The organism is Paenimyroides baculatum (assembly GCF_008629655.1).
Classification (GTDB): domain Bacteria; phylum Bacteroidota; class Bacteroidia; order Flavobacteriales; family Flavobacteriaceae; genus Flavobacterium; species Flavobacterium baculatum.
Genome location: NZ_VWSG01000003.1, coordinates 133,188 through 152,082 on the forward strand (window position 1 = coordinate 133,188; position 18,895 = coordinate 152,082).

Below are 18,895 nucleotides of genomic sequence, written 5' to 3' on the forward strand. Positions count from 1 at the left end.
TTTTTAGTAGTATTTTTGTTCTTTATTTTCAATCAACACAACACAACAAATCTTTTAACGATGATTCAATTTTTTGAAAATGCGTCTGGTACGGTTTACGCTGTACAAACTTCAATTCCTTTAAACACAGAAGATGTAGCTAAACTAAATTGGCTGTTTGGAAATGCTACACAAATAGAAACACCTTCAATAACACAAAATTTAGTTGGTCCGCGTGCCGCAATGATTACTCCTTGGAGTACAAATGCAGTAGAAATTACGCAGAATATGGGCATTAACGGAATTATCCGTATTGAAGAATTTCAAAAAGCACAAGAAGATTTCAGCGATTTCGATCCGATGATTTCTCAAAAATACAATTCTTTAACGCAAGACATGTTCACGGTTAATATCGACCCTCAACCTGTTTTAGAAATTGAAGATATTGCTGCTTACAACAAACAAGAAGGTTTGGCATTAAGCAATGAAGAAGTTGATTATTTAAACAATGTTTCGGTTAAAATCAGAAGAAAATTGACCGATTCTGAAGTTTTTGGATTTTCACAGGTAAATTCAGAACACTGTCGTCACAAAATTTTCAATGGAACTTTTGTAATCGATGGTGTTGAACAACCAACTTCGTTATTCAAATTAATTAAAAGTACATCTGAAACCAATCCAAACGGAATTGTTTCGGCATATAAAGATAACGTGGCTTTTGTAAAAGGTCCACGCGTAACGCAATTTGCTCCGAATTCTGCCGATAAGCCTGATTTCTACACAGAAAAAGACTTTGATTCGGTAATTTCATTAAAAGCAGAAACGCACAACTTCCCTACTACGGTTGAACCATTTAACGGTGCAGCAACAGGTTCGGGTGGTGAAATTCGCGACCGTTTGGCAGGTGGTCAAGGTTCGTTACCATTAGCAGGAACAGCGATTTACATGACATCTTATTCTCGTTTGGTTGACGATCGTGAGTGGGAAAACGGCATGAAAGAACGCAATTGGTTGTACCAAACTCCAATGGATATTTTAATTAAAGCATCAAACGGAGCTTCAGATTTTGGAAACAAATTCGGTCAGCCTTTAATTACCGGTTCTGTTTTAACGTTTGAACACGAAGAAAACAACCGCAAAATTGGTTACGATAAAGTAATTATGCAAGCAGGCGGTATTGGTTACGGAAAAGAAAATCAAGCAAAAAAACACGAGCCTAAAGAAGGTGATCAAATTGTAATATTAGGTGGTGAAAACTACCGTATTGGTATGGGTGGTGCAGCAGTTTCGTCTGCAGATACAGGTGCTTTTGGATCTGGTATCGAATTAAATGCTATTCAACGTTCTAACCCTGAAATGCAAAAACGTGCTGCGAATGCGGTACGTGGTATGGTAGAAGCCGATATTAATCCAATTGTTTCTATTCACGATCACGGTGCAGGCGGACACTTAAACTGTTTGTCAGAATTGGTAGAAAACACCGGTGGTTTGATCGATTTAGATAAATTACCAGTTGGTGATCCTACACTATCGGCAAAAGAAATCATTGGTAACGAATCTCAAGAACGCATGGGATTGGTTATCGGTAAAAACGATATTGATACATTAAAACGTGTTGCAGACCGCGAGCGTTCGCCAATGTACAATGTGGGTGAAGTTACAAACAACCACCGTTTTACTTTTGAATCGGCTACAAACGGAGCAAAACCAATGGATTTTGCTTTAGAAGATATGTTTGGTTCATCGCCAAAAACAATTATGAACGATGAAACCGTTGTTTACAATTACGGAGAATTACAATACGAAAAAGAAGAAGTTTATAACTACTTAAATCAAGTTTTACAGTTAGAATCTGTTGCTTGTAAAGACTGGTTAACCAATAAAGTTGACCGTTGTGTTGGTGGTAAAGTTGCTAAACAGCAGTGTGTTGGTACGTTACAGTTACCTTTGAACAATGTGGGTGTTATGGCACTTGATTTTAAAGGAAAAGAAGGTATTGCAACAACTGTAGGGCACTCGCCTATTACTGCCTTGGTTGATCCGGTTGCGGGAAGTAGAAATGCCATTGGTGAAGCTTTATCGAACATTATTTTTGCACCGATAAAAGACGGTTTAAGCGGAATTTCATTATCTGCAAACTGGATGTGGGCTTGTAACAACAAAGGTGAAGATGCACGTTTGTATCAAGCTGTAAAAGGTTGCTCAGATTTTGCCATTGAATTAGGAATAAATATTCCAACAGGAAAAGATTCTCTTTCAATGAAACAGAAATACCCTGAAGGCGATGTTATTGCTCCTGGAACGGTAATTATTTCAGCAGCAGGAAACTGTTCAGATATTAAAAAAGTAGTTGAGCCGGTTTTATCAAAAGGTGCAGGATCAATTTATTATATTAACTTATCTAAAGATAAACTTAAACTTGGCGGATCGGCTTTTGCACAGATTTTAAACAAAATCGGTAACGATGTTCCAACAATAACAGATGCTGCTTATTTCAAAAAAGCATTCAATACTATTCAAGATTTAATCAACGATAATCAAATTGCTGCAGGTCACGATGTTGGTTCGGGCGGTTTAATTACCACTTTGTTAGAAATGTGTTTTGCAGGCTACAATTTAGATGCAGATATTGATTTAACAGGTTTGAACGAACCTGATATGATTAAAGCCTTGTTCAACGAAAACATTGCAGTTGTTTTACAGGCACAGAACGATGTGGCTTTTGAAAACAAAATGTCGTTAAACGGTATTGAATTTGTCAAAATTGGAGTTCCTTCTGAAGGACATGATTTAAAAGTATTCTTTGGTAAAGAATTATACAATTTCAACATCAACGAATTACGTGATACTTGGTTCATTACATCGTACTATTTAGATAAAAAACAGTCTAAAAACGGAATGGCGCGCGAGCGTTTAATGAACTACAAAAAACAACCTTTACAGTTTAATTTCCCTTTCCATTTCAATGGAGCAAAACCTGTGATCGATCCTGCTGTTGCTAAACCAAAAGCTGCGATTATCCGTGAAAAAGGATCAAATTCTGAAAGAGAAATGGCTAACGCCATGTTTTTAGCTGGTTTTGATGTAAAAGACGTTCACATGACCGATTTAATTTCGGGCCGTGAAACATTAGAAGATATTCAGTTTATTGGTGCTGTTGGTGGCTTTTCGAATTCAGATGTTTTAGGTTCGGCAAAAGGTTGGGCTGGTGCATTTATGTACAACGAAAAAGCAAATACGGCGTTAAAGAATTTCTTTGCACGTCCTGATACCATGTCGGTTGGTATTTGTAATGGTTGTCAGTTGTTTATGGAATTAGAATTGATCAATCCTGATCATGAAGTGCATGGAAAAATGCATCATAACACCTCACAAAAACACGAATCTAACTTCGTTTCGGTAAAAGTTCAACAAAATAATTCAATTATGTTGTCAACTTTGGCAGGAACTACTTTAGGAGTTTGGATTTCGCATGGTGAAGGTAAATTCAACTTACCAAACAGTGAAAACCAATACAACATTGTGGCGAAATATGCGTACGATGCGTATCCTGCAAATCCGAATGGATCTAACTATAATACTGCAATGATGTGTGATGCATCGGGAAGACACTTGGTAACAATGCCGCATATAGAGCGTTCTGTTTTTCCTTGGAACTGGGCGAATTACCCGGCAGGAAGAAAAGACGAAGTTTCTCCGTGGGTTGAAGCTTTTGTTAATGCACGTAAATGGTGCGATACAAACAAAAAATAACATAAAAGCACCTAATTTTAGGTGCTTTTATTCATTTAAAGAATAATTTATGAAAAATATCATTATAAAAACCGTTTGTATTGTTGGTTTAATTTCGATCGTTTCTTGTAAAAAAGAAAGTAATCAAACAGATACATCTACGAATGATACCCTTATTCAATTTAAAGAGATTCCTTTTGATATTGATGATCAGCACAACGAATTGTATTTTGTAAACAACAAACAAGTTACATTATTTGCTTCAACAGATACCATAAAAAGTCAGATTAAAACAATAGAAAATTCGCCTTCACAACGAATTTTCCTAGTGAATGAATCAGATGAATTCTGTGAAGTTAATTACTTTTTGTACGGAAATAATCCTTTAAGCTACAACGGATTTGTAAAGAAAAAACACTTTAAGATGAAAGATGAATTTTCTCTGGAATCTGTAGATTTAAACGCTATTCGATACAGTAATTTAAACGGTATTTATGACGATCAATCAAAATCATTTGAAAAATACGGTACAGTAAAGTTAATCAGCAAGCAAAGTTATCTCCAAAATAGACGAAAGGGAAATGCTACTTTTATTTTCTCGACACAGAATATCGAAACTAATAGTCAAATAGGCGTTTATTCTTTTAGAACAAATTCTGGCGAACAAGTTGAAATTCCTATTAAAAATATAGATGAAGAAACCGGTCAGGAAAGTATCGTAACATCATTAGGCTTCTCTCCCGTTTTGCAATCGTATGTTTTCAGAGTTAATGAGGGTAATGAAACTTTATATTCTTTCTACAGCAAACGAAATGCACAAGAAGAAGTTCAATATAAAAGTACGTTGCCGGTTTACAATAAAGAATCGCAACAATTTGCAGAATTAACGAATGATAATGATGTGGGTTGTTTACTTATAATTTCAGGCTTGGATAACAACTTCCGTTTCAAAGAGAAGCTTCTGGCAAACTTTGTAAATTTTAAAATTGTACCAAATACTTTATATTGGATCAATGAAAAAAGTGTAATTGTTGAAGCTTTTCACACGAACCAAACAGACGATGCATCAAAATCTGAATATCTTTTGATAGAATTTAATTTATAAAAAAACACCTTGATTTTATCAAGGTGTTTTTCGTTTATGGTTGTTTTACGTAACGTAAATAGGGTTTTACTATTTTTACTTCGCCAAAAAGTTCTTGTGCTTTTGCTGTATCAACAGCAGGTGTAACAATACAATCATCGCCATTTTTCCAATTAGCTGGCGTTGCTAATTTATGCTGATCTGTTAACTGTAGACTATCAATAACTCGAATAATTTCATTAAAATTTCTGCCTGTACTTGCCGGATAAGTAATTGTCAGTCGGATTTTTTTAGCAGGATCGATCACAAAAACGCTTCTAACCGTTACGGTTTCGCTTGAATTTGGATGGATCATATCATACAATCCTGCCACATTTTTGTCTTCATCTGCAATAATAGGAAACTGTACAGAAACTTCCTGCGTTTCGTTGATATCTTCAATCCATTTATTGTGACTTTCAACTCCATCTACACTAATTGCAATTGGTTTTACATTACGCTTGGCAAATTCTTCTTTCAACGCTGCTGTTCTTCCTAATTCTGTAGTACAAACAGGTGTAAAATCTGCCGGATGACTGAACAAAACGCCCCAACTATCGCCTAAATAATCATATAAATTTAATATTCCCAAACTGGTATCAGCTGTAAAGTCGGGTGCTACATCTCCTAATCTTAATGACATAATCTATCTTTTTAATTAATCTTCACAAAAATAATAAACATTAATCAATCTTCACTAAAATTATAAAGTTTAATACTAATAAATTATTGTTAATTTTGTAAACAGACAATTTTGTATATGCTATCACAAAAATCGAAATATGCTTTAAAAGCTTTAGGTTACCTTGCAAAGAATCAGGCAGGCGGTCCCGTGCTTATGAGTACCATTTCTAAAGAGAAAAAAATTCCGCAGGCTTTTTTAGAAAATATTTTTCATGAACTGAAAAAAGCAGGTTTTTTAACAAGTCACAGAGGCCGATTTGGTGGTTACACATTGTCTGACGATCCAAGTAAAACAAGGGTTTCATCAATTATTCGAGTTGTAAACGGACCGTTGGCTATGTTGCCTTGTGTAAGTTTAAATTTTTATGCAACTTGTGATGATTGCTGCGAAGAAACCTGTGGGTTACGTGGTATTTTTCAGGATGCGCGCGATGCGCTGTTGCAAGTTTTAGAAAACAGATACCTTTCGGATATTATGGATAAGGATATAGAATAAAAAAGCAATCTTCACAGATTGCTTTTTTATATTTAATTTTTACTGATTCTGTAAATTTTACCGCTATCGGTAACCGCGTAAAGTGATTGATTTTGGTGCGATGCCAATACATCACGAAAACGTTCGTTCTTATCAGCAAGTAAACGCTCCTCGCCCGCGACTTTATTGTTTTTAATTACCAAACGAATAATATGCTGACCGCTTAAAGCACCCACAAACAGATTATGTTGCCATTCTGGAATTGCATTTCCGGTGTAAAAATCCATTCCGCTTGGCGATACCGACGGATCCCAATAATAAACGGGTTGTTCCATTCCCTCTTTTTGTGTAATTCCCTCGCCTATTTTGTTTCCGTTATATTCCAAACCATACGAAATAACCGGCCAACCGTAATTTTTGCCTGGTTCAATAAAATTAATTTCATCTCCACCTTTGGCTCCAAATTCCGATTCCCACAATTGTTTTGTAACAGGATGAAACGCCAAACCTTGCGGATTTCTGTGTCCGTACGAATATATTTCTGGTTTAGCATTGGCTGTTGAAATAAATGGATTACCCGAAACCGGTTGCCCATTTTTGGTAATTCGTACAATTTTACCCAAAGCTTTATCTAATTGTTGTGCTTGCGGACGTGTAGCTAAATCAGATCGTTCACCAGTGGTTGCATATAAATTTCCGGCATCATCAAAAGCTAAACGGCTACCGTAATGCAAACTTCCGTTGTAAGAAGGCTCAGCTCTGTAAATTACCGTCGGATTTTCAATCAATTTTTCATCTGAAGACAATTTTCCTTTTGCAATTGATGTTAGATTTCCGTTGCCGAATGTTTCAGAAAACGACCAATAAATCATTCTGTTCGATGCAAAATCAGGATCCAACGCAACGTCTAACATTCCGCCTTGTCCACCGGTATCAACCGCAGGAAATCCTAAAACTTCGGTCATCATTGTTCCGATTTCAGAAAAAATCTTCATGGAGCCACCTTTTTGGGTTACTAACAAATTGTTATTTGGCATTGCAACAATTGCCCACGGACTAACTAAATCTGTAGCGATAACATCAATTTTAAGATTGGTTGTTGTTTTTACACTTCCAATACGGGTTTGTCCTTCAAAAGCGGACTTATAATTGGTGTTTGGCTGCTGTGTTTCAACCGGATCACCCAACGGAACCGTTTCTTCGGGTTTGGTAGAATTGTCATCGTTGCAAGAGAAAATTCCAAGCAACATAAAAACGGGAATAAAACTAAAATTTCTTTTCATAGCGCAAATATTTATAATTATTCAAACCTAAAGTTACAAAAAATGCAATAAAATATTAATTTATAATGAGATTGTGTTGTTAAAAATGATTTATCTAATGAAAAAAGCAATGAATTCGAATCATAAAATCAATCAATAACGTCAGAAAATATAATTTTAAAATAAGATATAAATAGTTAAATTTGATGTTTAAAACAAGATTCAAAATAAATTAAAATATAGCAAAATGATTATTAAACCAAGAACAAGAGGTTTTATTTGTTTAACATCGCACCCAGACGGAACGGCGGTTAACATTAAAAATCAAATTGATTATGTTAAATCACAAGGCGAAATTAAAAACGGACCAAAGAAAGTTTTAGTAATTGGTGCTTCAACCGGTTTTGGAATTTCTTCGCGTATAGCTGCGGCTTTTGGTTCGGGTGCTGCAACAATTGGTGTTTTCTTTGAAAAACCAGCTGCCGAAGGCAAACCAGGAACTGCAGGTTGGTATAATTCTGCTGCTTTTGAAAAAGAAGCTCAAAATGCTGGATTATATGCAAAATCGATCAATGGGGATGCGTTTTCTGATGAAATTAAACAGCAAACCATAGAATTGATTAAGAAAGATTTAGGAACGGTTGATTTAATTGTGTACAGTTTGGCATCGCCTCGCAGAACGCATCCAAAAACAGGTGTTGCGTACGCATCGGTTTTAAAACCAATCGGACAGACATTTTCTAACAAAACTGTTGATTTTCACACAGGTATTGTTTCAGATATCACTATAAATCCTATTGAAAGTCAGGAAGATATCGATAATACTATTGCTGTAATGGGCGGTGAAGATTGGAAATTCTGGATGGAAGACCTACAAAAAGCCGGAGTTTTAGCTGATGGAGTTAAAACGGTTGCTTATTCGTACATTGGACCAGAATTAACCTTCCCTATTTACCGTAACGGAACAATTGGTCAAGCGAAAAACGATTTAGAAGCTACGGCATCGACAATAAAAACTATTTTAAGCGATGTTAACGGCGAAGCTTATGTTTCTGTCAACAAAGCTTTGGTAACGCAATCTAGCTCTGCAATTCCTGTGGTGCCACTTTACATTTCGCTTTTGTATAAAGTAATGAAAGAAAAAGGTATTCATGAAGGAACAATCGAGCAAATGTACCGTTTATTCAATGACCGATTATATACTGCTGATGGAACGATTCCGTTAGATGCTGAAGGCAGAATTAGAATTGATGATTGGGAAATGCGCGAAGATGTTCAGCAGGAAGTTGACAAATTATGGAAAGAAGCAACAACCGAGAATTTAGGACAGATTTCGGATATTGAAGGATACAGAAATGACTTCTTTAATTTATTTGGATTTAATTTTGGTTCTATAGATTATGAAGCTGAAGCTGATGAACAAGTTAACGTTCCAAGTATCTAAAATAATTTAAAACTATATTTAAAATCGCACTAAATATTTTAGTGCGATTTTTTTGTTTCATAAAAAAACTAAATTTTATTTTTTGAAATAATAATATTAAAAATATTTAAAAAAAAATCAAAAATTAACATATAAATAAAATCTATTTTAAAATATAATAAATTGATTATCACATAATAAAATAACTTTATTTAAACATAAAATTTAATACATAAATTTAAAATTGTTTACAAATAATTATAATGATTAATATTTTATTTTAGATATTGAAACAATTAAAACAAACGATAAAAAGATATAAATACTATGTTGTTTCTAAAAATTGAAAAATAAATCAAGTGGTAAATTAAGTATTTTGTAAAAAAATTAATTTGAAAATTAACTCAAAAAATCGTAGCTTCATTAAAATATAAATCATGAACGATCAGCTAAAAAAAAGTCAACTAAAAAAACATAAAATGCTAGCAACAGGCTTGTTTATACTTATGGCAGTTGTTTATGTTTTAATGTTGTATCTTTTAAAAAACAATCCGCAAGAGTGGATGGAATATGTTCGAGCGTTTTCAGAGGCCGGAATGGTTGGTGCATTGGCAGACTGGTTTGCAGTTACAGCTTTGTTTAAATATCCGTTAGGCATAAAAATTCCGCATACAAACCTTATTACAAACAATAAAGATTCGTTAGGTGAAAATTTGGGGAACTTTGTCAGCACAAATTTCCTGACTCCGGATACTATTCGTCCGTACATCAATAAACTATCAATCAGTGAATATTTAAATGACTGGCTTTCTAAAGACAAAAATCAACAGCTTATTTATAACGAATGCAGTAAAATTATTCAACGAATAATAAGCAATCTGGATGATGAATCTATCGCTGAATTTTTAGCAACTAAAGGTTTTGAACTTACAAGTGAAATTAGATTAGAAAAATTAGCAGCGACTTCCCTACTCTACCTTTTGGAACAGAATGAGCACGATCGTTTGTTGAACATTATTTTGCCACAGGCACAGCATTATGTTGGAAATAACCGGGAATTGATTTATAACAAAGTCGTTGAGAAGCAACCAATATTAGGTTTGATCGGCGGAAAATCAGTTACAAATCAATTGATTTCGGGCATTACTACATTTTTAGAAGAAATTGAAAAGAATCCAAATCATGATATTAGGAAATCGGTTACTTTAAAACTGTATCAGGTGGTGGAAGATTTAAACGAAAAAGACGATTGGCATGATAAGTTCGATCAAATTAAAGAAGAATTCATTACAAAAGAAAAATTGTACGAATACACGAAAGATATCTGGCTGCGACTGAAAGAAGATATGCTGGAGAAATTGAGTGACCGAAATGCTACATTTAATCAGTACATAAAACAGAACATTCAGCAAATGATCGTGAGTTTTAGAGAAGATCAAACAATGCAAGAAAATATCGACAAATATGCTCGACAGTACGTTTATAAAATGGTTTTGAAAAACAGCAGCGAGGTTGGAAAAATCATTACAAATACGGTTCAAAAATGGGACGGAACCGAATTAAGCGAAAAAATGGAATTGGAAGTTGGCAAAGATTTACAATACATTCGCATAAACGGGACGTTAGTTGGCGGACTTGTAGGTTTGCTTATTTATACTTTGACGCATTTATTTTTATAAATCCTACATTCAAGTTCAAAAATAATGAGATTCCGGATCAAGTCCAGAATGACAGAATTGCGAATTACTTAATACTAAAAACGGAAACTTAAAGTTTCCGTTTTTTTATATATTTTTAATTTCGTTAGGATCGTGCTTGTGTTTAAAAAACAACGCAAACAAAATAGCAACTATAAAAGAATAAGCCGCAAATGTAAGCCAGATACCTTGCCAATCTTTCACGAAAACTTCGTTGCTTAAGAAAGACTCCGTTTTCAGCAATATTTACTCTAAAAGAATCTTTTAAAATGGTTAAAAATGTCGGATTATCTGCTGTTGTATTTAGTTCTGTAGCTAAATCTGTAGCCGATGTAAACGATTTTGTAAAATATTTATCAATCACCCATCCGGCAACGTTGCTTCCTATTACTGCTCCAAAACCATTGGTCATCATCATAAATAATCCTTGTGCCGATGAACGAATTTTAGCATTTGTATTGGTTTCAACAAACAACGATCCCGAAATATTAAAGAAATCAAACGCCATTCCGTAAACAATACAAGAGAAAAGGATCATCCACAAACCAGTTGCAGGATCTCCGTAAGCAAATAACGCAAATCGTAAAACCCAAGCCAGCATTGAAATAAGCATTACTTTTTTAATTCCGTATCGTTTCAAGAAAAACGGAATTGCCAAAATAAACAACGTTTCAGATATTTGAGAAACCGACATGATTATGGTAGAATATTTCACTACAACCGAATCTGCATACTTTGGAAAATGCTTGAATTCATCTATAAAAACATCGCCATACGCATTGGTCAATTGTAATGCGCCACCCAAAAACATTGAAAATATAAAGAACAATGCCATTTTGTAATTTCCGAACAATTTAAAGGCATTCAAGCCTAACTGTTCTGTTAAAGGGGCATTTTTATCGATTAATCGCTGTGGCGGACATTTAGGCAAGGTGAACGCATACAAACCCAATAATACCGCAGAAACTCCGGCAATATAAAACTGACCTGCAGTTGCTTTGTTTCCCGTTAGGTTCACCAACCACATGGCTGCAATAAAACCAACTGTTCCCCAAACACGTACCGGCGGAAAATCTTTAATAACATCGAACCCTTTATTTTTTAAAATGGTGTACGATATAGAATTGTTCAACGCAATTGTGGGCATGTAAAAACACATTGCCAAAAGCATCACATAGAAAAAAGAAGATGGATTATCTACCTGCGGAAGATAAAACAACACCAAACCATATAAAATATGAAGCAAACCATACAACCGTTCGGCATTTATCCAACGATCGGCAATAATTCCGGTAAGTGTAGGCACAAAAATAGATGCAATACCCATGGTTCCAAAAACGGCTCCGAATTGGGTTCCATCCCACTGTTTATCACCAAACCAATAATTACCAATTGTTATTAACCAGGCTCCCCAAACAAAAAATTGTAGAAAATTCATGGCTATTAGTTTCGATTTTATGCCCATTTGTATCGTTTTAATAAAAAAAGTGTGTAAAAGTATTAATTTTTAACGGTAAGAAAAAGTCTAAACAGCATTTATGGCTTTGTGAGCCATATCTAAAATCATTTGGAACTGTTGTTCTTTGTTCAGGTTTGAATTATCGATCATTACTGCATTTTCAGCAACAATTAAAGGAGAATCTTCTCGAGAAGAATCAATTTTGTCACGCTCAACAACATTTTTCAGAACCTCATCAAAAGTAATATTTGGTGATTTTTCCTGCATTTCTAAAAATCTGCGTTCTGCTCTGATTTCAGCGGAAGCTGTCATAAAGATTTTTAATTCAGCATCAGGAAAAACAACGGTTCCAATATCACGACCATCCATTACAACACCTTTATCAATGCCGTATTTTTTTTGCTGCTGAACCAATTTTGTTCTAATTGCAGAAACTTCGGCAATTTTACTTACAAAGTTCGATACTTCAATCGATCTTATTTTATCTTCCACATTTTCATCGTTCAGATAAATTTCGGCAAAACCCAAATCTTCATTAAACTTAAACGATAAAAAAACATGATTTAAATTTGCAACCAATTGGTCGGCATAAAAAGAATCAGAAGAAATAAAACCTTGCTGCATGGCAAACAAGGTTACGGCACGGTACATAGCACCGGTATCGATATAAATATAATTTAAGGCTTTTGCCAGCTGTTTTGCCAGCGTGCTTTTTCCGGTTGATGAATGACCATCAATAGCTATGGTTATTTTTTTCAAGACAATTTATTTTATCTGCAAAAATATTACAGTTTAACCGATAAGCCAAACAAATTGGTGTTTCCTGCCAATGTAAAGCGGTTGTATGCGTATTCTATTCTAAAACGTTTCACTTGTAAGCCAAAACCTGCGGTAAAACCTGCAAAACTGCGTTGTTCTACCAGCTTCATTTCTTCGCCGTTTTTAAAGTTGTATCCTAAACGAATGTTGAAGTTTTTTTCTGGAAACAACTCGATACCAACCACTACGTGTCGCATAAGATTGTTACCAAAACCAACTTTTTCTTCGGTTACATTATTTTCAAGATCGACTTGCGAACGATTTGGATTTGAGAAAGATATATCCCATTTCTGAAGATTATCTAACGTTAAATGCCAACGAATAGGCACATTTTCCAATAATTTACTGAAACCTAAAACAACTTCGAACGGTAAACTTTCACGCGTATCTTCGTAGCTTGACAATTGTCCGCCTAAATTTTTAAAAGTTAAACCTGCTGCCCAACCCGTTTCTTTATCGTTGTACAAACCACCGATATCTGCTGCAACAGCAAACGAATTATAGCTTTCTAATGTCGATGAAATGGCTTTGATGTTTGCCCCGACAGAAAAATTGGTATCTTGAAAAGGATGTGCATAACCAACTGAAACAGCGATATCGTTACCCGAAAAAGATCCGGTTGTGATACCGTTTTCATCATATCCATCCATAGATCCGTAATTTAAAAAGGTAACGCCTACATGAAAGTTACGCCCGTTTTTAAATTTGTGTGCATAAGCTGCCGATCCCAAACTTGTATCGCCGTAATATCTACCAAAATTTACTGCCAGCATGTTGTTCATTTCGTCGTTTAACGATGCCGGATTGTATAGTACCTGATTTACTTCGTTACCCGTTATGGTTACGTTGCTGCCACCTAATGCAGCTTGTTTGGGCGATGTTGGCATTTGTAAAAACTGATAAGCGTTTTTACCGCCTACCTGCGCAGTTGCGGTTGTTAGTGTTATTAAAGAAACTAATGTTAATAGTTTACGCATGTTTAGTTGAATTACATGAAAACGAATATATAACTTTATAACGACAGAATAAAAAAATTGGTATGTTTTCGTGCGGAAATTTCTTAAAAAATACCTTATAACTTTATTTATATAATTTAATTTTGCCTTACTAAAGTTAGTTTGTAATCTTTATCTTTTAAAAATTCAATGTTCAACAGTTTATAAACTGTTTCTAATCGATTATCGTAGAAAATTTTAAGATAAGTATTTTCTTTTTCATTAATGATTTTCAATTTATGTGGTAGATTTTTCGGTCGCGTAAAAGAATTCATAAAAAACTACCATCTCTATAACCTCCCATACCTTGATAAAAATAATTAGATGAGGAAAAACTCCATCTAATTATTTTTTGATCTTCAGGAATTTTATGTCTGAAGAAAACTAAAGTATCATTTTCAAGATACATATCTTCTTTATTTTTTGCTATCCATCTAATATCTCTTGGCTTTTCTAATTTGAAGAGTAATTTAAATTTTTGCTTTAACTCTTTCTCATGCTGACCGAAACATATTATTGGTAGTAAAAAGAATATAATTATGACTTAGCTTTTCATTATAGAGTTTCATTTTGAAAAATAAAAATAACAAAAAAAGCCAATACATTTCTGTACTGGCTTTTGGAATCAATTTATATTTCAATTAAGCTTCTTTTATAGTAAGCTCTTTTGCGTTTTTAACTTTTTGATTTGTCAATGCTAGATCAATAACTTCGGTCATTTTATCAACATAATGAAACGTTAAGCCCGTTAAATATTCCGGTTTTATCTGATCGATATCACGTTTATTATCTTTACAAAGAATAATTTCCTTGATGTTCGCGCGTTTTGCAGCCAATATTTTTTCTTTGATACCACCAACCGGAAGCACTTTTCCACGTAAGGTAATTTCACCCGTCATTGCTACATTTTTCTTGATTTTACGTTGGGTAAAACTCGAAACCATTGATGTTAACATGGCAATACCCGCCGACGGACCGTCTTTTGGTGTTGCACCTTCTGGTACGTGAACGTGAATTTTGTATTTATCGAACACTTTGACATCAATGCCAAACAAATTACTGTTCGATTTAATGTATTCCAACGCAATCGTAGCCGATTCTTTCATTACATTACCCAGATTTCCGGTCATTGTAAGCGTTCCTTTTCCTTCAGAAAGTATCGATTCTATAAACAAAATATCTCCACCAACGCGTGTCCAAGCCAAACCTGTAACCACACCGGCAACATCGTTACTTTCATATTTATCATAATCGTATTTAGGCGCGCCCAAAATTTTAATGATATCTTCTTCGGTCAGTTTTTCGTTGAATTCTTCTTCTAAAACAATCGATTTTGCGATATTACGTACAATCGTTGCAACTTCTTTATCTAACCTACGCACACCCGATTCACGCGTGTATTTGGTAACGATAAATTCCATTACTTTTTTAGAAATACTGATTATTTTTGCATCTAAACCGTGTTCCTTCAATTGTTTTGGAAGCAAATGCTGTCTTAAAATCTCGGTTTTTTCTTCAATGGTATAACCGTTCATTTCAATAACTTCCATACGATCCAGCAACGCAGGCTGAATTGTATTTAAGCTGTTTGATGTGGCAATGAACATTACTTTTGAAAGATCAAAACCTAATTCCACAAAATTATCATAGAATTCTTTATTTTGTTCTGGATCTAAAACTTCTAACATTGCACTTGACGGATCGCCTTGATTACTACTTGAAAGTTTATCGATTTCATCTAAAACAAACACCGGATTGGATGTTTTTGCCTTTTTGATCGATTGAATGATTCGCCCCGGCATAGCTCCGATATAGGTTTTACGGTGTCCACGAATTTCGGCTTCGTCACGCAAACCGCCTAACGAAATACGAACATATTCGCGACCCAATGCTTTTGCAACCGATTTTCCGATAGATGTTTTACCAACACCCGGCGGACCATACAAACACAAAATTGGCGATTTCATATCGTTTCGAAGTTTTAAAACTGCCATGTGTTCAATCACACGACGCTTAACATCTTCTAACCCGTAATGATCTTTATCTAAAATCTTTTTGGCGTTTTTAAGATCGAATTTATCTTTTGTATATTCGTTCCAAGGCAATTCCAACAAAAGTTCCAGGTAATTTCTTTGGATCGAAAACTCTGCAACCTGCGGATTCATACGCTGCATTTTGCTCAATTCCTTATCAAAATGCTCCTTGATTTTAGTATCCCACTTTTTAGATTTCGCTTTTGTACGCATTTCTTCAAATTCCTGCTCATGCGAAACGCCACCCAATTCTTCCTGAATGGTTTTTATTTGCTGATGTAGAAAATATTCTTTTTGCTGCTGATCTAAATCTATACGGACTTTGGTTTGAATATCGTTCTTTAAATTCAATTTCTGAAGTTCGGTATTCATTCTGCGAAGAGTTTCCAACGCGCGTTCCTTTAGATCATTTTTCTCTAAAAGTGCTTGTTTATCTGCAACATCAAGATTCAGGTTTGATGAAACAAAGTTTACCAAAAACGAATCGCTTTCGATGTTTTTAAGTGCAAAAGCAGCTTCTGAAGGAATATTCGGATTTTCGCGAACAATTTCCTGTGCTGTTTCTTTAATTGTTTCGATAATTGTTTTGAACTCTAAATCGTTTGCATCTGGCTTCGCATCTTCAGCTTCAACAACTTTTGCCTTTAAATACGGATCTTCTTGAATAATTTCATCAATTGCAAAACGCTTTTTACCTTGTAAGATTACGGTAATGTTACCATCTGGCAATTTAAGAGTCTTTAAAATCTTTGCTACGGTACCAAATCGGTATACATCATTTCCGCCAGGAACCTCAACTTCTTCGTTAAGCTGTGCAACAACCCCGATTGTTTTATTTCCTTCTAATGCTTCGTTAATTAATTTGATAGATTTGTCGCGACCTGCCGTAATAGGAATTACAACACCTGGAAACAAGACCATGTTGCGTAAAGGTAATATACTAAGTTCAGTAGGAATTTCTTCTTTGTTCATTGCCTCTTCGTCTTCTTGAGAAAACAACGGAATAAATTCTGCATTTGAATCTAAATCTTGAAGTGACAAATTGTCTAATGATATGATTTTTTCGTGTGACATAAATATTTTATAAGTCAAAATGTCATTATAAAAGATAAATAACATTTTAAAACATTAAGTTCGTATGTATTTTTAACTAAGGACTTAATGTTTCAATATTTATGCCAATAAAAAACGCCTTACAATTGTAAGGCGTTTTGATATTAATAAGTTATATAATTGAAATTTCCTTTTGAAATTCTTTGCGGTTCTAATTGCACTTCTTCATCCGGGAATAAAATATATTCAAAATTTCCATGCATGTATTTGGCTGTCCCATTAATTTCAGTAATGTTACCGTAACCAGCATTTTGATTTTCTTCAGCATTAATGGTAGAATACTCAACCCATACTTTCTCTAAAACTCCTTCATCATCTGGTATCAATTCCTGAACCATTAAAGTAGCAGAACTCATAAAGTTACTTGGATTATCAATACTTAAAACCGTTGGAAAATTACCGACTACTAAGCTACTAAACTGAATATGGAAGTGAGCCGGTTTATAACGTATTTCCGGATTTGAAGTATCTTCTTGATTAATTAAAGATAAACGTGCATCAATTGACATGCCACCTCCAACAAAACCAACAGTTACTTTATCAGTTACAACTGTTTCTTTAGCGTTTAAATCAAAACTAAAAATAGGTTTTCCTGGTAAACTATCATCCTTTACTTTTTCATCTATAGTTTCTGTTTCACATGATGCAAATCCAGCCGATAAAACTACTGATGCCAAAATATATTTTAATTTTCTCATAAGATTTAGTAAGAATGTTAAATTTATCCAAATATAAAATTATTTTTTTTACATATGAAAGTATTTGTAAAAATATTATTCATTTTAACTAATAACTTCTTTTTTTGCCGTTCTTATCAACAAAACAATTCCTATTGCAAAAAATACGACTAAAAATAAAATAGCATTTTGCATTTTGCCTGTAATTTGAGCTATTACCCCATAAATAAGCATTCCTATTACGATTCCTATTTTTTCGGTTACATCATAAAAACTAAAAAATGAAGTGGTATCTGTGGTTTCGGGCAGTAATTTTGAGTAAGTTGATCTTGAAAGCGACTGAATTCCACCCATTACCAAACCAACCATTGCTGCAACTATATAAAAACTGGTAGGTTTTACCACAAAATACGCACATATACAGATAAAAATCCAAGTGGTATTTATTACAATTAAGGCATTAATGTTTCCTATTCTTTTTGATAATTTCGAGGTAAGAATCGCTCCAACAACTGCAATTAGCTGAATAAGAAGAATACTTACTATTAACCCTATTTGTCGCTGATCATCATTTTCCCATTGAACTTCTTTCTCTCCAAAATATGCAGCAATAATCATTACGGTTTGTACTGCCATGCTGTACACGAAAAAAGCGCCTAAATATCCTTTTAAAACGGGATATTGTTTTAATTCTTTAAAAATTCGTTTTAATTCTCTGAAACCTGAAAAGAACGCTTGTGTACTGATCTTTTTTGAATTTCTGAAATTCGGTAACAATCTGTAAGAAATCTGACTGAAGCCCAACCACCAAATTCCGACCAAAACGAACGAGAATTTCATTGCCTGCATAGGTCCGTCGAAACCGAAAAGTTCACTTTTCATAACCATTGCAAGGTTTATCAACAGTAAAATTACAGAACCAATGTATCCTAACGAATATCCTTTTGCAGAAACCGCATCTTGTTGTTCAGGATATGCAATATCGGGCAGATAAGAATTGTAGAAAACCAGACTTCCCCAGAAACCAATTAACGCCATCATATAAAAAAACAGACTTATATATAGGTTGTTTAAATCGAAAAAGTAAAGCATCATACAGGAAATAGATCCTACGAAACAAAACAATTTCAAGAAAAACTTTTTGTTACCTAAATAATCGGCAACACCTGATAAAAGTGGTGATATAAAAGCTATTATTAAAAAACCAATAGCGGTTACATAACTTATAATTGATTCGCTTGGAGTTTCGATACCGAAAAACGAAGCAGATTCTTTATCTTCTAACCTAAACAAGGAGCCATAAAATAGCGGGAAAATAGAAGATGAGATTACCAAGGCATACACAGAATTTGCCCAATCGTAAAAAGCCCATGCGTTAAGAACTTTTTTTTCGCCTTTTATATGTGTTTTCATAAAGAAGAAAT

General features: G+C 34.3%; 12 protein-coding genes and 1 pseudogene. 5 read left to right on the forward strand and 8 right to left on the reverse strand.

The window, feature by feature from the left end; all coding sequences use genetic code 11:
* Positions 1 to 60: 60 nt before the first annotated feature.
* Complete coding sequence (gene purL / locus F0460_RS05170) at positions 61 to 3,732, forward strand: phosphoribosylformylglycinamidine synthase (RefSeq protein ID WP_150010958.1); 3,672 nt, start codon at positions 61 to 63, stop codon at positions 3,730 to 3,732.
* Positions 3,733 to 3,781: 49 nt separating this feature from the next.
* Positions 3,782 to 4,816 (forward strand): hypothetical protein, encoded by a 1,035-nt coding sequence (locus F0460_RS05175; RefSeq protein WP_150010960.1) that lies wholly within the window; start codon positions 3,782 to 3,784, stop codon positions 4,814 to 4,816.
* Between the two features lie 34 nt (positions 4,817 to 4,850).
* Here the strand turns inward: F0460_RS05175 and F0460_RS05180 are convergent, their stop codons facing one another.
* Positions 4,851 to 5,480: a peroxiredoxin gene (locus tag F0460_RS05180; RefSeq protein ID WP_150010962.1), complete on the reverse strand. Its 630-nt coding sequence runs from the start codon at positions 5,478 to 5,480 to the stop codon at positions 4,851 to 4,853.
* Positions 5,481 to 5,594: 114 nt separating this feature from the next.
* Between F0460_RS05180 and F0460_RS05185 the strand changes: the two genes are divergently transcribed.
* Positions 5,595 to 6,014 (forward strand): RrF2 family transcriptional regulator, encoded by a 420-nt coding sequence (locus tag F0460_RS05185; protein WP_150010964.1) that lies wholly within the window; start codon positions 5,595 to 5,597, stop codon positions 6,012 to 6,014.
* A gap of 32 nt (positions 6,015 to 6,046) precedes the next feature.
* Here the strand turns inward: F0460_RS05185 and F0460_RS05190 are convergent, their stop codons facing one another.
* Entirely contained in the window at positions 6,047 to 7,276 is a 1,230-nt protein-coding gene (locus F0460_RS05190; RefSeq protein ID WP_223810767.1) for a PQQ-dependent sugar dehydrogenase, read from the reverse strand.
* A gap of 226 nt (positions 7,277 to 7,502) precedes the next feature.
* Between F0460_RS05190 and fabV the strand changes: the two genes are divergently transcribed.
* Both fabV and F0460_RS05200 read left to right on the forward strand, forming a co-directional pair.
* Entirely contained in the window at positions 7,503 to 8,699 is a 1,197-nt protein-coding gene (gene fabV, locus F0460_RS05195) for an enoyl-ACP reductase FabV (protein ID WP_150010966.1), read from the forward strand.
* Between the two features lie 458 nt (positions 8,700 to 9,157).
* Complete coding sequence (locus F0460_RS05200; protein ID WP_223810768.1) at positions 9,158 to 10,357, forward strand: DUF445 domain-containing protein; 1,200 nt, start codon at positions 9,158 to 9,160, stop codon at positions 10,355 to 10,357.
* Between the two features lie 105 nt (positions 10,358 to 10,462).
* Here the strand turns inward: F0460_RS05200 and F0460_RS05205 are convergent.
* The 6 genes and pseudogenes from F0460_RS05205 to F0460_RS05230 form a co-directional block, all read right to left on the reverse strand.
* Positions 10,463 to 11,840 (reverse strand): annotated as a pseudogene (locus tag F0460_RS05205) (nucleoside permease).
* Between the two features lie 60 nt (positions 11,841 to 11,900).
* Entirely contained in the window at positions 11,901 to 12,593 is a 693-nt protein-coding gene (gene cmk / locus F0460_RS05210; RefSeq protein WP_150010970.1) for a (d)CMP kinase, read from the reverse strand.
* Between the two features lie 26 nt (positions 12,594 to 12,619).
* The gene (gene porQ, locus F0460_RS05215; RefSeq protein WP_150010972.1) at positions 12,620 to 13,630 is read right to left on the reverse strand and encodes a type IX secretion system protein PorQ; all 1,011 of its coding nucleotides are present in this window, start codon (positions 13,628 to 13,630) and stop codon (positions 12,620 to 12,622) included.
* A gap of 659 nt (positions 13,631 to 14,289) precedes the next feature.
* Entirely contained in the window at positions 14,290 to 16,755 is a 2,466-nt protein-coding gene (gene lon, locus F0460_RS05220; RefSeq protein ID WP_150010974.1) for an endopeptidase La, read from the reverse strand.
* 143 nt (positions 16,756 to 16,898) lie between these two features.
* Positions 16,899 to 17,471: a hypothetical protein gene (locus tag F0460_RS05225; protein ID WP_150010976.1), complete on the reverse strand. Its 573-nt coding sequence runs from the start codon at positions 17,469 to 17,471 to the stop codon at positions 16,899 to 16,901.
* Between the two features lie 105 nt (positions 17,472 to 17,576).
* Complete coding sequence (locus F0460_RS05230) at positions 17,577 to 18,884, reverse strand: MFS transporter (protein WP_150010978.1); 1,308 nt, start codon at positions 18,882 to 18,884, stop codon at positions 17,577 to 17,579.
* Positions 18,885 to 18,895: the final 11 nt, after the last annotated feature.